Here is a 14,512-nt window from a genome sequence, read left to right on the forward strand (position 1 = left end):
ACTATTACGTACCTACGTACTTCTTGCAATCGGAGTGCTCCGGGTCACGGGCGACGCTCGCCGCCGTACCCACGCACCACGCCACGATCAGCAGCAACAGCAGGCGCTCCAGCACGCCGACCAGCAGCCCTCCGCCGACCAGCAGCATCGTCAGCCCGACCGTCGCCGCCAGCGGCAGTGCGCCCGCCAGCGCCCACAGCGCCAGCCGGCGCGCCGTGCGGGTCGACGCGGCGGACCACCAGGTGGCGACCATCGCGAAGACACAGCAGGCCACCGCGAGCACACTCGCCCCGCCGTGCACCAGATCGGCGACGGTGACCGGATCGTGCGGCGGCAGCGGGCAGCCCTCCCGGCACGGCACCGTCGCCGAGACGGCCGTCGCCACGGCTGCCGCGACCAGCAGCGCGGCGGCGACCGGTACCGGCCGCAGCGCCCCGGCGAGCAGCAGCAGGCTCGCCGCCAGCACCAGGAACCCCAACTGGTACGCCAGCACGTAGCCGCCGTCGCCGACGCCGGACTCGCTGACGTACCCGCGCAGTCGCGGACCGGGACCGGCGACGACCGCGACCGTCGCGGTCACCGCGCCGCCGACCGCGCCGACCGCCGCCCCGACCGCCCACCACCTGGTACGCCTCACGTGCCTACGGTGCCACGTGGCCACGGTTCCCGTGGTTGCGCCACGGTGCGCCGTACATCGGACTCAGATCGCTCGGGAAACGTGGCTGCGGTAGGAGCCATGCTGGCGCGACACTCAACCAGGACCGGTGGCAGAGGCGGGTTATTGCAGCACACGAGTTGTACGCCGGGCACGCACGGACGACTCGACAGTGCGTGGGGCCCCTGGCGTGCCATGCCCCACCAGGGGTTCAAATCCCCTCCGGTCCGCAGGTTCCCTGACCTGCCACAGGAAAGCTGCACCGCGCTCCAGGTACCACATCCCGGTGTGTTGTTCCGGACGGACTGGCGTCCACCACCGGTGGTGACGCACGATCGCAGCTGGCTACCTCTCTCTTGCCCTCGCCCCCTGTGTCGTACCGGCCTGGGCTCCCTGCCACGCGGCGCATCCGTCGTGGCGATTGCCATGGCCGCGCTTGGTCGGGTATGCGACTGGCTGAGCGCAATGGGCTCGGCGTCGTGTGCAATGAAGGCCCGCGTGCCCGGCGACGGAGGAGGGCATGAATGCGGCGATGGTGGCGTGCGCTCAAGCCCGCCGAGCAGGTAGCGGTATCGGGCGTGCTGGTCACGCTGTTCGTCGGTGTCGTGGCGGCCGTGCCGACGTACCTCGCTCTCGGCCGGGAGAACCCACCTGGTCCCGACCCGTCAGCCGTCCACCCGCTACAGCCGACGTGGATGCCGGCCGCGCCAGAGACGCCGAGTGCTTCGCCGGTCCCGCCGACCTCGGGCGCGTCTGGTTCGCCCGAGTCGAGCACCGTGGCTCCTACGCCGGCCCCACCACCGGCCACTAGCGCGCCACCACCCGCTACGACCGCCCCACCACCGACCGCGATGCCACCAGTGCCGTTCGCGATAACGAGTTCCAAGGTCGTGCCGAACTGCTCGGACGTCTCCGGCACCGGATACGAGCCGGCGGACAGCCAAACGGCGGTGCTCTTCGTCCGCGTGGCCGGTCACCTCGACTATTACTACGAACAGCCACTCCACTTCGACTCCACCCGGCACACCTGGCAGGCGAACCGGGTCGTCATCGGCGACTCGACGTCGGCTGGACAGAGCTTCGAACTTCACGTCTACGTCGTCAGCGACGAGTACGCACGGGAACTCGCGACGCACAACGGCACGCCCTACCCGGTACGCAACGTGCCCGGCGAGCGGCTGGCCTGGACCTCCGTGCAGCGTGACGACAAGCTCGGCAACTGCTGACCCGTATCGAGTGTCCCTTGAGCCGTTTCGACGGTCCCGGCGCGCGCCGGGACCGCTCGGTGATCGGTGCTGGCGCGGTCAGGCGCCGGGGAGCCGGGCGGTGCGGCCGGGGGCGGCGATCCGCAGGTCGGCCTCGATCTTCGCGACCGTGGCCAGCAGGTGCGGCAGCAACTCGCGGCGGATCGACTCGAGGGTGTGGCGACTGGCGTGCACCGAGATGTTGACCGCCGCGACCACCGTGCCGGCCCGGTCCCGGATCGGTGCGGCCACCGACCGCAGGCCGTCCTCCAACTCCTGGTCGACGATGGCGTACCCCTGGGCGCGGATCCGGTTCAGCTCCGCCCGCAACGCCGGCACCGTGTGCAGGGTACGGGCGGTGAGCCGGTCCAGCCGGCTGCCCTCCAGCCGGGCGGTGGCCTCCTCCTCGGGCAGGTACGCCAGCAGCACCCGGCCGACCGAGGTGGCGTACGCCGGGAACCGGGTCCCGACGTTGATCGAGACCGTCATGATCCGCGACGTCGGTACGCGGGAGACGTAGACGACCCCGTCGCCGTCGAGGACACACACCGACGACGACTCGTGCACCTGGGCGACCAGCCGTTCCAGGTGCGGCTCGGCCACCTCCGGCAGCGAGATGGCCGACAGGTAGGCGTACCCCAGCTCCAGCACCCGGGGAGTGAGGGAGAACATCCGCCCGTCGGTCCGCACGTACCCGAGGTCGACCAGGGTGAGCAGGAAGCGGCGGGCGGCGGCGCGGGTCAGGTCGCAGATCCGGGCGACTTCACTGAGCGTCAGCTCGGGATTGCGGGCGTCGAACGCGCGGATCACGGCCAGGCCGCGCTCCAACGACTGCACGAAATGAGCTTCCCGCCCGTGCTCGCTCATGGCTCTCCCGTTGTGTTGTCGCAGAACCTTAGCGAGGTTCCACCGCGCCGGGATCCACCGATGATCCCGTTGTGTTGTCGGGGTTCTGACTACCCACGTGCGGGGTCTCGGCAAGCACCCGTTGCGCCACGGCGTACGCGCTGTTCGCAGCCGGCACCCCGGCGTAGACCGCGGTGTGCAGCAGCACCTCGCTGATCTCGTCGGCGGTGAGCCCGTTGCGCAGCGCCGCCCGCACGTGCATGGCCAGTTCGTCGGTGCAGTGCAGTGCGGTGAGCAGGGCGAGGGTGATGCAGCTGCGGGTACGCCGGTCCAGCCCGTCGCGGGCCCATACGCTGCCCCACGCGTACCGGGTGATGAAGTCCTGGAAGTCGGCGGTGAACCCGGTCGTGTTGGCGATCGCCCGGTCCACGTGGGCGTCGCCGAGGACGGCGCGGCGCACCGCCATTCCCGCCTCGTGGCGCGGGTCCGGCGACGGGGTCGCGGAGTCGTACGGCGGGCCGGTCGCCGGGTCAGGCGGCGGGTCGGTCGGCATCGCCGGTCACCTCCTGTCCGGTCAGGTGGGTCAGGATCAGCCGGGACGTGACGTCCGGCTGCTCCACGGTGGCCAGGTGCGCGGCGTCGTCGACGATCCGCAGGGTGGCGCCGGGGATGCCGGCGGCGATCGTCGCACCGTGCGCTGGCGGAGTCGCCGGGTCGTCGGCACCGGCGATCACCAGGGTGGGGGCGGTGATCGAGCCCAGCAGCCCGGTCAGGTCCATCCGTTCGATCGCGGCGCAGCAGCCGGCGTACCCCTCGGGCGGGGTCGCCGCGATCATGTCCCGGGCGGCCGCGACGACCTCGGGTCGCCGGGCGGCGAAGCCCGGGGTGAACCAGCGGGCGGCGACCGCGTCGGCGACGGCGCCGGTGCCGTGGGCCCGGACGGTGGCCGCCCGCTCGACCCACGCCTGCGCCGGCCCGAGCAGCGGCGAGGTGCAGCAGAGCACCAGCCGGTCGACGCGGGCGGCGGCCCTGGCGGCCAGCCACATGCCGATCATTCCGCCGAGCGACAGGCCGACGACATGGACCCGGTCCAGCTCCAGGCGGTCGAGCAGGGCGAGCACGTCGGCACCGAGATCATCCAGGGTGTACGGACCAGGCGGTACGGGGGAGCGGCCGTGGCCCCGGGTGTCGAAGCGCAGCACCCGCAGCCCGGCGTCGGTGAGCACCGGCACCTGCGGATCCCACATCGCCCGGGTGCTGCCCAGTGAGTTGGCCAGCAGCACCACCGGCGCACCGTCGGATCCGACGATCTCGTGGTCGACGTCCACCGGATGGCCGTCGGTGCTCATCAGCGGTCCCCCTGGTCCGGTCGGCGGTGGTGGGCACGCAGCGCCCGGTCGATCAGGTCGTCGTACGCGCCGAGGTAACCGGCCGGGTCGAGCAGCTCGTCCAGCCGCGCCCGGTCGAGTACGGTGCCCACCTGTGGATCGGCGGCGAGCCGCTCGGCCAGCCCGGCGGCGGGCCCGCCGGTGACCGCAGCCTTGACGATCTCGTTGGCCCGTTGCCGGCCGAGCTGCCCGGCCAACGCGCCGCTGACCCGTTCGGCGAGCAGCGCGCCGCCGGTGGCGTCGAGGTTGGCCCGCATCCGGACCGCGTCCACCCGCAGCCCCTCCAGGCAGCGGCGCAGCCAGTACGCCGCCGAGCCGACCGATTCCAGCAGGCTGCGCAGCGGTCGCCACTCGGCGTGCCAGGCACCGGCCGCGCGTTGGTGCTCCTGGGTCATGCTGGCCAACAGGGTGGCGACCAGCCCGGGCGCCTGGGTGGCGCAGGCGAGCGCGGTGACTGCGGCGACCGGGTTGCGTTTGTGCGGCAGGGTCGACGAACCGCCGGGTTGTTCCTCGACGAGCTCGGCGATCTCGGTCTGCGCGTGCAGGGTGACGTCGCGGGCGACCTTGCTGATGCTGCCGGCGGCGCCGCCCAGGACGCCGGCCAGGTCGGCCAGCCGGCTGCGGTCGGTGTGCCACGGCAGCACCGGCGCGGTCAGCCCGAGTTCGGCGGCGAGCCGGTCGACCAGTGCCGGGCCGGTGGGGCCGAACGCGGCGAGGGTGCCGGCCGCGCCGCCGAGCTGCACCGCCGGGACCCGGTCACCGGCGGCGGCCACGGCGTCGGCTGCGGTGTCCAGAGCGGTCAGCCAGCCGGCGGTGACCAGCCCGAAGGTGGTCGGCAGGGCCTGCTGCAGCAGGGTACGGGCGGGCAGCAGGGTGTCGCGGTGGGTCTCGGTGAGCCGGGCGGCGGCCGCGGCCGACCTGGCCACGTCGTCGTGCAACGGTGCCAGGGCACGGCGGACCACCAGCATCGCGGCGGTGTCCAGGATGTCCTGGCTGGTCGCCCCGGCGTGCACGTACCGGCCGGTGTCCGGGCCGACGGCGGCGCGCAACGCGGCGACCAGCGGCACCACCGGGTTTCCGGCGCCGGTGGCTCCTGCGCCGATCCCCGCCAGGTCGAACCGGTGGTCCCGGGCGGTGGCGGTGATCGCTTCGGCGGCGGCCGCCGGCACCGTCCCGAGTGCCGACTGGGCGCGGGCCAGCGCCGCCTCGACGTCGAGCATGGCGCGCAGCCACGCCTGGTCGTCGACGGCGGCGCGGACCGCGCCAGCAGCCAGCAGGGCGTCGAACAGCCCGCCCGGGCCGGCCTCGGCGGGGCCGGTGTCGGGCTCAGACGGCGAAGAAAACGGTTTCATGCTCGCCCTGCAGCCGGATGTCGAAGCGGTAGCCGTCCGGCTCGGCGGTCGCGACGAGCGTGGCCCGCCGGTGGGCCGGCACCTCGGCCAGGACCGGGTCCGCGGCGTTGGCCTCGACCTCGTCCGGGAAGTAGATCCGGGTGACGACCCGGTGCAGCAGCCCTCGGGCGAAGACCGACACGTCGACGTGGGGTGCCTGCGGCCGCCCGTCGGGGCCGGGCACCGGCCCGGGCTTGCGGGTGTGGATGGCGTACCCGCCGGACTCGTCGGTCGGGCAGCGACCGAAGCCACGGAACCCGGCCACCGCACCCCGGGGGTCGTCCGGGTGGTCGAAGCGGCCCTGCCCGTCGGCCTGCCAGGTCTCGATCAGGCCGTCCGGCACCGGGTCGCCGGCCCCGTCGAGCAGCCGGCCACGCAGCCAGATCCCGCCCGGGGCGTCGGGCTCGACGACGTACGGCCCGTCCGGCCAGGGCAGGCCGATCCCCAGGTACGGCCCGACCGTCTGCGCGGGGGTCAGCTCGGTCAGCTGGTCCCACACCGCTGAAGCGCCGCTGGTCATGCTTCCTCCATCGGGGTCGCCTCGCGCCCACGCAGCACGATGTCGAACCGGAACCCGAGCGCCCACTCCTCGACGGTGTTGTCCAGGTCGAAGGTCGAGATCAGCCGTTGCCGGGCGGCCGGGTCGGGGATCGAGTTGAGCACCGGGTCGTAGGCGAACAGCGGGTCGTCGGGAAAGTACATCTGGGTGACCAGGCGCTGGGTGAAGGCCCGGCCGAACAGCGAGAAGTGGATGTGCGCCGGCCGCCAGGCGTTGGCGTGGTTGCGCCAGGGGTAGGCGCCGGGTTTGATGGTGACGAACCGGTAGCGGCCCATCGAGTCGGTCATCGCCCGGCCGACGCCGGTGAAGTGCGGATCCAACGGTACGTCGTGCTGGTCGAGCTTGTGCAGGTAACGCCCACCGGCGTTGGCCTGCCACACCTCCACCAGGGTGTCGGGCACGGGCCGCCCGTCGCTGTCGCGGACCTGGCCGTGCACGATGATCCGCTGGCCCTGCGCCTGGCCGTCGCGGTCGCGGCTGAGGTCGGCGTCGGCGGCGGTGACCCGACCCTCGCCCAGCAGCGGGCCGGTCACCTCGGTGAGAGTCTGCGGCAGAAGCACCAGCGGCTCGGCCGGGGCGCGCAGCACGGTGGACTTGTAGCCGGGGGAGAGCAGCGGCGGGTGTACGGCCGTGTCGTCGCGGCGGTAGCGCGGCAGCAGCAGCCTGCGGGGGCTCGCGTCGGGCGCGGCGGGGTCAGGCATGGGCGGTTGCCTCCTCGGGGGTGTCGACCGGTCAGGGTTGCAGCAGCTGGCGCAGCGTGGCCAGCTCCTGCGCGGTGGGCTCGGCGGTGGTCGTCAGGTCGGGCGCGACCTTCAACGGCCAACCGGTGGCGGCGGTGACCTGGTCGACCTGCACTCCGGGATGCAGCTGGGTGAGGGTCAGTTCACAGGTGTCCGGGTCCGGGCGCAGCAGGCCGAGATCGGTGATGACCAGGGTAGGTCCGCGCCCGCGCAGGCCGAGCCGCTGTCGGTCGCCGGGGCCGGCACCGAAGCCGACCGAGGTGACGAAGTCGACGCGGTCGACGAAGGTCCGTCGGCTCTGCGGCACGATGACGATCACCTCGCCACAGGAGGCGGCGATCTCCGGCGCGCCGCCGGCACCCGGCAGCCGGACCTTCGGGTCGGCGTACGTGGCACCGATGACGGTGGTGTTGATGTTGGCGTACTGGTCGATCTGGGCGGCGCCGAGGAATCCGACGTCGATGCGGCCGGGCTGCAGCCAGTAGTTGAAGATCTCCGGCACCGAGACGACCGCGTCGGCGGTTTCGGCGAGCACGCCGTCACCGATGGACAGCGGCAGCCGGTCGGGCTTTGCCCCGATCGTGCCGGACTCGTAGATCAGCACGAGCCCGGGGGAGTGGGTACGGCGGGCCAGGTTGGCAGCGGTGCTCGGCCGGCCGATGCCGACGAAGCAGCGTGCGCCGTCGCGCAGCGCCCGGGCGGCGGCGACGGTCATCATCTCGTCGAGGGTGAAGTGGCTGCTGGCGGCCGGGTCGCTCATGCGGCACCCCCGTCGGTCGGCGCGGCTTCGGCCGTGTGGTGGATCTGCGTGTCGAGCCAGCGGGTGAACGTCTCGCGGTCCCGGCTGATCTCGTCCCACTGCTGGTAGTAGGCGTTGTCCCGGTCGCTGTAGCCCATCGCGTAGGAGGGGTGGGCCCCGCCGGGCACCTCGGCGACCCGGGTGATCGCCCAGCCGGGGAGCACCATCGCGCCGGGGCGGGGCTCCAACTCGTCGACGATCTCCTCGACGGTGACCAGCGACCGTTTCGCTGCCAGGACGACCTCCTTGTGCACCCCGGTGATGCCCCACACCTGGACGTTGCCCTGTCGGTCGGCGCGTTGGGCGTGCACGATGCCGACGTCGGGGTTGAGCGCCGGTACGGCGGTCAGCACCTCGCCGGTGAACGGGCAGGTGATCGGCGCGATGGTGGCGGTGTGGGCGACCAGGTCGGTGCCGACGTAGCCGCGCAGGACGGCGAAGGGCAGCCCGGCTGCGCCGGCGACGTACCGGTTGGCCATGCCGGCGTGGCTGTGTTCCTCGATCTCCAGTGGCCGGGGCCAGCCGCGCTGCACCGCGTCGCGGAACCGGTGCAGCGATCCGACGCCGGGGTTTCCCGCCCAGCTGAAGATCAGCTTGCGGGCGCAGCCGGCACCGATCAGCTGGTCGTAGACGATGTCCGGGGTCATCCGGATCAGCGTCAGGTCCCGCCGGCCCTGTCGGATGATCTCCTGCCCGGCGGCGGTGGGGATCAGGTGGGTGAAGCCCTCCAGGGCGACGCTGTCGCCGTCGTGGACGAGCTCGGCGACAGCGTCGGACAGTGAGGAGATTTCACCCATGCCACATCCCCGGTGCGTGTGTAGAACAATCGTTCGCTAAGCGAACGGTACGGTCGGCCGCACCGGCGTGTCAACGCGCCGGCTCCAGTCCAACGGCAACCCCACGTAGTTCTCCGCGAGGGTGGTCGCCGCCGCCGTCGAGGTGGCGACGTACTCGAGTTGGGCGATCTGCAACCGGTGGGAGAACTCGTCGGCGTCGGCCGGTCGGTGCAGCAACCCGGTCATCCAGGACGAGAAGTGCTGCACCCGCCAGATCCGTCGCAGGCATCGGGCCGAGTACTCGTCGAGCCCGGTGCCCCGTCCCAGCTTGAACCAGCTGGTCAGCGCCTCGGCCAGGAACCGCACGTCGGCCACCGCCAGGTTGAGCCCCTTCGCGCCGGTCGGCGGCACGATGTGGGCCGCGTCGCCGGCGAGGAACAGCCGACCGTGGCGCATCGGTTCGGTAACGAAACTGCGCATCGGCGTCACCCCCTGCTCCAGGATCGGACCTTCCTTGAGGGTGAAGCCGTCGTCGGTGGCCAGCCGGGTGTGCAACTCGTCCCAGATCCGGGCGGCCGGCCAGTCGGCCAGGTCGGTCTCGTTGGGAACCTGCAGGTAGAGCCGGGTCACCTCGGGGCTGCGCATGCTGTGCAGAGCGAAGCCGTGCTCGTGGTGGGTGTAGATGAGCTCGTGCGCCGACGGCGCGGCCTGGGCCAGGATCCCCAACCAGCTGAACGGGTAGGTGTGCTCGACGGTGCGTCGGGCCGTCTCGGGGATGGCGCCCCGGCAGACTCCATGGAAACCGTCGCAGCCGGCGACGACCAGGCAGTGCAGTTCGCGTATGGTGCCCTCGTGCTCGAACCGGACCACCGGGGCGTCGCTGTCGATGCCGTCCAGGCTGACGTCGGAGACTTCGAACAGGATCTCGCCGCCGGCGGCCAGCCGGGCGGCGATCAGGTCCTTGACCACTTCCTGCTGGCCGTAGACGGTGATCGACCGTCCGCTGGTCAGCGCGGCCAGGTCGATGCGTCGCGACACGCCGTCGAAGCGCAGATCAAGGCCGGTGTGGACGAGTCCTTCCCGGCGCATCCGGTCGCCGACGCCGGTGTCGGCGAGCAGTTGTGCCGTGTCGTGTTCGAGCACGCCGGCCCGGACCCGGCGCTCGACGTACGACCGGCTGCGGGTTTCCAGCACCACGGAGTCGATACCCTCCAGGTGCAGCAGGTGGGAGAGCATCAGCCCCGCCGGTCCCGCTCCGATGATGCCAACCTGGGTGCGCACGCTGCTCCCTCCCCCTGCCGGATTGGCAGAGTATCTTCCGATATGCGACATTGACGTGAGCCGGGGTAGCCCGTACGTTCATCATAAGAACCACCGTTCGGTACGCGAACACCCCCGATCGGTCACACCCATCCCTCAACTGGAGGTCCCATGCGACGGCCCCTCGTCGCCCTCACTCTGGCAACCGCGCTGCTGGTCGCCGCCTGTGGTTCCGACTCGTCCTCCGACGAGGCCGACGGCACCGGCGAAGTAACCGATGTCACCGTCGGCGTCATCCCGATCGTCGACGTCGCACCGATCTACCTCGGTGACGAGAAGGGCTTCTTCGCCAAGCGCGGCATCAACCTGACGATGGAGAGCGGCCAGGGCGGCGCCGCCATCGTCCCTGGTGTCGTCAGTGACCAGTTCCAGTTCGGCTTCAGCAACGTCACCTCGCTGATGACCGCCCAGGTCAGCGACGTGCCGATCAAGGTCGTTTCCAACGGGGTGGCCTCGACCGGCAGCACCGACGGTGACTTCGGTGGCGTCGCGGTCAAGGGTGACAGCCCGATCCAGACGGCTGCCGACCTGGCCGGCAAGAAGGTCGCGGTCAACACCCTCAAGAACATCGGCGACACCAGCGTCCGCGAGTCGGTCCGCAAGGCCGGCGGCGACCCCGAGAACATCGAGTTCGTCGAGATGCCGTTCCCCCAGATGCCCGCCGCGCTGGAAAACGGCGACATCGACGCGGCCTGGATGGTCGAGCCGTCGCTGACCGTCGCCAAGGACGCCGGTGCCCGGGTCGTCGCGTGGAACTTCGTCGACACCGCTCCCGAGCTGACCGTCGCGGTCTACTTCACCAGCACGAAGCTGGCCCAGGAGAACCCCGACCTGGTCACCCGCTTCCAGGAGGCGATGGCCGAGTCGCTGTCCTACGCCAACGCCCACCCGGACGAGGTGCGTGACGTGCTGCGCAGCTACACCGACATCGACCAGGCCATCCTGGACGCGATGACGCTGCCGCAGTGGCCGGCGGAGATCAACCGTGCGTCGATCGAGCGGGTCGCCGAGCTCGGTCTCGCCGACGGCGTCTTCGACTCCGAGCCGGATCTGGACGCGCTGCTGCCGTGACAGCGGTCGACAACACCCCGGTCGGGGCCGGCACCGCCGGCCCCGACCGGGGCACGTCAGCATCCGGGCCCCGGCCGACGCGTCGGCGCCGGCCGTCGAACCTGCTGCTCGGCCTCGCCGGGCTGACCGGCCTGCTCGCCGTGGTGCAGATCCTGCCGGCCACGCCGCTGGTGTCGGCCCGGTACCTGCCGCCGGCCACCGAGATCCTCGCCGCGCTGGTCGACCTGCTCGGCGAAGGCCGCTTCTGGGTGGCGCTCGGCGACACCCTCACCGCGTGGGCGATCGGGTTGGCCATCGCCGTCGGCGCCGGCATCGCGCTGGGAGTGCTGATCGGTACGGTGCCGCTGCTGCGGGCCCTGACCGCCTCGACGGTCGAGTTCCTGCGCCCGATCCCGTCAGTGGCGCTGATCCCGCTCGCCGTACTGCTCTACGGCACCGGCATCGAGTCCACCCTGCTGCTGGTCGTCTACGCCGCCTTCTGGCAGGTGCTGGTCCAGGTGCTCTACGGCGTACAGGACGTCGACCCGGTCGCCGACGAGACCGCCCGCAGCTACGGCCTGGGCACCTGGGCCCGGGTCCGACACGTCGTCTGGCCCACCGCGCTGCCGTACGTGATGACCGGCGTACGACTGGCCGCGGCCGTCGCCCTGGTGCTGGCGATCACCGCAGAGCTGGTGATCGGTGCCCCGGGGCTCGGCAACCGGATCGCGGTCGCCCAGACCTCCGGTGCCGTGCCGTTGATGTACGCCCTGGTGGTGGTCACCGGCCTGCTCGGCGTGGCGATCAACCTGGTCGCGCGGGCGGTGGAGCGCCGGGCGCTGTCCTGGCACCAGTCGATGCGCGGCGAGGTGATCGTGTGACCGGGCTGGCCAAACGGGTGGGCTTCGCACTCGCCCTGCCGGTGGTGCTGCTCGCCGTCTGGTGGTTCGCCACCGCCGGCAGCACCAGCTTCTACTCCCCGCCGCTGAGCCGGATCCTCACCGTCTTCCCCACGACCTGGACGGCCGAGCGGCTGCTGGCCGACGTGCTGCCCAGCCTGTTGCGGCTGGCCGGTGGCTACACCGTCGCCGTCGTGATCGGGGTCGGACTCGGCGTCCTGGTCGGCAGCTTCCGGACCGTACGCGGCGTGCTGGAACCGGTGCTGGAGTTCTTCCGCGCCATTCCGCCACCGGTGCTGGTGCCGATCATCATGCTCTTCGCCGGCATCGACAACACGATGAAGGTCGTGGTGATCGCCGCCGGCTGCGTCTGGCCGGTGTTGCTCAACACCGTCGAGGGCGTACGCGCCACCGACGAGGTGCTCTCCGACACCGCCCGCTCGTACGGGATCACCGGGGCGGCCCGGCTGCGGCACCTGGTGCTGCGCGCGGCCAGCCCGCAGATCGCCGCCGGAATGCGCCAGGCACTGTCGATCGGCATCATCCTGATGGTGATCAGCGAGATGTTCGCGGCCAGCAACGGGCTCGGCTTCACCATCGTGCAGTTCCAACGCACCTTCGCGATTCCGCAGATGTGGAGCGGCATCCTGCTGCTCGGCCTGCTGGGCTTCGCTCTGTCCGTGCTGTTCCGCTTCGTCGAGCTGCGCGCCCTGGCCTGGTACCACGGCCTGCGGCGGGCGCAGCGCAGCTCATGAGAAAGGTGACGAGCGATGCTCGATGTCCAGGGCCTGCGTAAGGTCTACGACGGACGCCAGCGCCAGGTGGAGGCGGTGCGCGACCTGACCTTCACCATCGCCGCCGGTGACCTGGTGTGCCTGGTGGGCCCGTCCGGCTGCGGCAAGACGACGCTGCTCAAGTGCATGGCCGGCCTGCTGCCGCCGACCTCCGGTGAGGTGCGGCTGCGCGGCGAGACGGTCACCGGCCCGCCGCCGGGCATGGCCGTGGTCTTCCAGGAGTACGGGCGCAGCCTGTTCCCGTGGATGAACGTGCGGGACAACGTGGAGCTGCCGCTGCGGCAGAAGCGGATGGCCCGGGCCCGGCGTCGGGCACTGGTCGACGAGGCGCTGGCCGCGGTCGGTCTGGCCGACACCCACAGCGCCTACCCGTGGCAGCTCTCCGGCGGCATGCAGCAGCGGGTGGCGATCGCCCGTGCGGTGGCGTACCAGCCGGACGTGCTGCTGATGGACGAGCCGTTCGCTGCGGTCGACGCCCAGACCCGCGCGGACCTGGAGGATCTGATCCGCCAGCTCTGGCAGCGGCTCGGCGTCACCATCCTGTTCGTCACCCATGACATCGACGAGGCGGTCTACCTGGGTCAGCGGGTGCTGATCCTCTCCTCGTCGCCGACGGTGGTGCAGGACGAGGTCACGGTGGACCTGCCGGTCGACCGGGATCAGCTGCACACCCGCGCCGATCCGCGCTTCACCCAGCTGCGCGGTCACGTCTACGAGCAGATCCAGGCCGCCAAGCGGGGTCAGCGCGCCCCGGCCGGCCAGCACTGACCTGCCGGAGGGAGCCCTGTCATGTCCGTCGCCTACCTGGTGTCCGGCGTCCGTACCCCGATCGGCCGGTTCGCCGGCGCGCTCGCTGCGGTGCGTCCGGACGATCTGGCCGCCCACGTGATCCGCGAACTCGTCGCCCGGCATCCGTCGGTGGACTGGGCGGCCGTCGACGACGTGGTGCTCGGCTGCGCCAACCAGGCCGGTGAGGACAACCGCAACGTGGCCCGGATGGCGGCGCTGCTGGCCGGGTTGCCGGAGCGGACCAGCGGCACCACGGTCAACCGGCTCTGCGGCTCCGGGTTGGACGCGGTGGCGATCGCCGCCCGGGCGGTGGTCGCCGGGGAGGCCGACCTGGTCGTCGCCGGTGGGGTGGAGAGCATGAGCCGGGCACCGTTCGTGCTGCCCAAGGCGACCACGGCGTACTCGCGGGCGGCGGAGATCCACGACACCACCATCGGCTGGCGGCTGGTGAACCCGCTGATGCGCGCCGGCTGGGGCACCGACTCGATGCCGGAGACCGCCGAGAACGTGGCGGCCGAGTACGGCGTCGAGCGTACGGCGCAGGACGCCTTCGCGTTGCGGTCCCAGCAGCGGGCCGCCCGGGCACAGGCCGGCGGCCGGCTGGCCGCCGAGATCACCCCGGTCGAGGTGCCGCAGGGCCGCAAGGGCACCGTGACCGTCGCGGTCGACGAACACCCGCGGGAGACCTCGGCGGAGAAGCTCGCCGCGCTGCCGACGCCGTTCCGCGACGGCGGTACGGTGACCGCCGGCAACTCCTCAGGGGTCAACGACGGTGCGGCGGCGCTGCTGGTCGCCAGCGCCGCCGCCGTCCAGCGGTACGGGCTGACCCCACTGGCCCGGGTGGTCGGGGCGGCCACCGCCGGGGTCGCTCCCCGGGTGATGGGGATCGGCCCGGTGCCGGCGACCCGGCGACTGCTCGACCGCCTCGACGTCGCACTCTCCGACGTGGATGTGATCGAGTTGAACGAGGCGTTCGCGGCGCAGGCCGTCGCGGTGCTCCGCGAGCTGGGCATACCGGAGGACGCCGAGCACGTCAATCCGAACGGAGGGGCGATCGCCCTCGGGCATCCGCTCGGTGCCAGCGGTGCGCGGCTGGCGCTGACCGCGGCGCTGGAGCTGCGCGAACGGTCCGCTCAGCGGGCCCTGTGCACCATGTGCATCGGGGTCGGGCAGGGCATCTCGTTGCTGCTGGAGTCAGCCCGCTGAGCGTCGCCCGAGGCGGCTACGCCGTCGGGCAGCTTTCCGGCATTGTCGTGAATCTG

16 protein-coding genes and 1 tRNA gene are annotated in these 14,512 nt (G+C 71.9%); 7 read left to right on the plus strand and 10 right to left on the minus strand.

Features of this window, described 5'->3' with window-relative positions:
- Positions 1 to 4 precede the first annotated feature (4 nt).
- Positions 5 to 637 carry a DUF998 domain-containing protein gene (locus tag O7623_RS29855; protein ID WP_282226250.1) on the minus strand — a complete coding sequence of 211 codons (633 nt, stop codon included), beginning with the start codon at positions 635 to 637 and terminating at the stop codon, positions 5 to 7.
- Between the two features lie 121 nt (positions 638 to 758).
- On the opposite strand from O7623_RS29855, the gene O7623_RS29860 reads away from it, so the two are divergent.
- Together O7623_RS29860 and O7623_RS29865 are read left to right on the plus strand one after the other, a co-directional pair.
- Positions 759 to 885 (plus strand) — tRNA-OTHER (locus tag O7623_RS29860).
- A 660-nt stretch (positions 886 to 1,545) separates the two neighbouring features.
- The gene (locus O7623_RS29865) at positions 1,546 to 1,881 is read left to right on the plus strand and encodes a hypothetical protein (protein ID WP_282226251.1); all 336 of its coding nucleotides are present in this window, start codon (positions 1,546 to 1,548) and stop codon (positions 1,879 to 1,881) included.
- A 78-nt stretch (positions 1,882 to 1,959) separates the two neighbouring features.
- Here O7623_RS29865 and O7623_RS29870 read toward each other — a convergent pair whose 3' ends face one another.
- Genes O7623_RS29870 through O7623_RS29910 form a run of 9 tightly spaced genes read right to left on the minus strand, consistent with a single transcriptional unit; the run spans position 1,960 to position 9,679 of the window.
- Entirely contained in the window at positions 1,960 to 2,766 is an 807-nt protein-coding gene (locus O7623_RS29870; RefSeq protein ID WP_282226252.1) for an IclR family transcriptional regulator C-terminal domain-containing protein, read from the minus strand.
- Between the two features lie 28 nt (positions 2,767 to 2,794).
- A complete protein-coding gene (gene pcaC / locus O7623_RS29875) occupies positions 2,795 to 3,298 on the minus strand; it encodes a 4-carboxymuconolactone decarboxylase (RefSeq protein ID WP_282226253.1) in 504 nt (167 codons plus the stop codon).
- Positions 3,276 to 4,094, minus strand: a complete 819-nt coding sequence (gene pcaD / locus O7623_RS29880; RefSeq protein ID WP_282226254.1) for a 3-oxoadipate enol-lactonase — start codon at positions 4,092 to 4,094, stop codon at positions 3,276 to 3,278. The genes pcaC and pcaD overlap by 23 nt, the downstream gene beginning before the upstream one ends.
- Positions 4,094 to 5,485: a 3-carboxy-cis,cis-muconate cycloisomerase gene (gene pcaB / locus O7623_RS29885; RefSeq protein WP_282226255.1), complete on the minus strand. Its 1,392-nt coding sequence runs from the start codon at positions 5,483 to 5,485 to the stop codon at positions 4,094 to 4,096. Before pcaB ends, pcaD begins: the two co-directional genes overlap by 1 nt.
- Positions 5,460 to 6,044, minus strand: a complete 585-nt coding sequence (gene pcaG / locus O7623_RS29890; RefSeq protein WP_282226256.1) for a protocatechuate 3,4-dioxygenase subunit alpha — start codon at positions 6,042 to 6,044, stop codon at positions 5,460 to 5,462. Before pcaG ends, pcaB begins: the two co-directional genes overlap by 26 nt.
- On the minus strand, positions 6,041 to 6,784 hold the full coding sequence (pcaH, locus tag O7623_RS29895; protein ID WP_282226257.1) for a protocatechuate 3,4-dioxygenase subunit beta: 744 nt from the start codon (positions 6,782 to 6,784) through the stop codon (positions 6,041 to 6,043). The genes pcaG and pcaH overlap by 4 nt, the downstream gene beginning before the upstream one ends.
- A gap of 31 nt (positions 6,785 to 6,815) precedes the next feature.
- Positions 6,816 to 7,583: a CoA-transferase subunit beta gene (locus tag O7623_RS29900; RefSeq protein WP_282226258.1), complete on the minus strand. Its 768-nt coding sequence runs from the start codon at positions 7,581 to 7,583 to the stop codon at positions 6,816 to 6,818.
- A complete protein-coding gene (locus tag O7623_RS29905; protein ID WP_282226259.1) occupies positions 7,580 to 8,419 on the minus strand; it encodes a CoA transferase subunit A in 840 nt (279 codons plus the stop codon). Before O7623_RS29905 ends, O7623_RS29900 begins: the two co-directional genes overlap by 4 nt.
- A 36-nt stretch (positions 8,420 to 8,455) precedes the next feature.
- The gene (locus O7623_RS29910) at positions 8,456 to 9,679 is read right to left on the minus strand and encodes a 4-hydroxybenzoate 3-monooxygenase (protein ID WP_282226260.1); all 1,224 of its coding nucleotides are present in this window, start codon (positions 9,677 to 9,679) and stop codon (positions 8,456 to 8,458) included.
- A gap of 150 nt (positions 9,680 to 9,829) precedes the next feature.
- Between O7623_RS29910 and O7623_RS29915 the strand changes: the two genes are divergently transcribed.
- The 5 genes from O7623_RS29915 to pcaF are packed head-to-tail and all read left to right on the plus strand — an operon-like array spanning position 9,830 to position 14,456.
- Positions 9,830 to 10,789: an ABC transporter substrate-binding protein gene (locus O7623_RS29915; RefSeq protein WP_282226261.1), complete on the plus strand. Its 960-nt coding sequence runs from the start codon at positions 9,830 to 9,832 to the stop codon at positions 10,787 to 10,789.
- Complete coding sequence (locus tag O7623_RS29920; protein ID WP_282226262.1) at positions 10,786 to 11,649, plus strand: ABC transporter permease; 864 nt, start codon at positions 10,786 to 10,788, stop codon at positions 11,647 to 11,649. Before O7623_RS29915 ends, O7623_RS29920 begins: the two co-directional genes overlap by 4 nt.
- The gene (locus O7623_RS29925) at positions 11,646 to 12,422 is read left to right on the plus strand and encodes an ABC transporter permease (RefSeq protein ID WP_282226263.1); all 777 of its coding nucleotides are present in this window, start codon (positions 11,646 to 11,648) and stop codon (positions 12,420 to 12,422) included. Before O7623_RS29920 ends, O7623_RS29925 begins: the two co-directional genes overlap by 4 nt.
- Positions 12,423 to 12,437: 15 nt before the next feature.
- Positions 12,438 to 13,229: an ABC transporter ATP-binding protein gene (locus O7623_RS29930; RefSeq protein ID WP_282226264.1), complete on the plus strand. Its 792-nt coding sequence runs from the start codon at positions 12,438 to 12,440 to the stop codon at positions 13,227 to 13,229.
- Between the two features lie 21 nt (positions 13,230 to 13,250).
- Positions 13,251 to 14,456: a 3-oxoadipyl-CoA thiolase gene (gene pcaF / locus O7623_RS29935; protein ID WP_282226265.1), complete on the plus strand. Its 1,206-nt coding sequence runs from the start codon at positions 13,251 to 13,253 to the stop codon at positions 14,454 to 14,456.
- Positions 14,457 to 14,512 lie beyond the last annotated feature (56 nt).

Origin of the sequence: Solwaraspora sp. WMMD791, assembly GCF_029581195.1 — a bacterium.
GTDB lineage: Bacteria > Actinomycetota > Actinomycetes > Mycobacteriales > Micromonosporaceae > Micromonospora_E.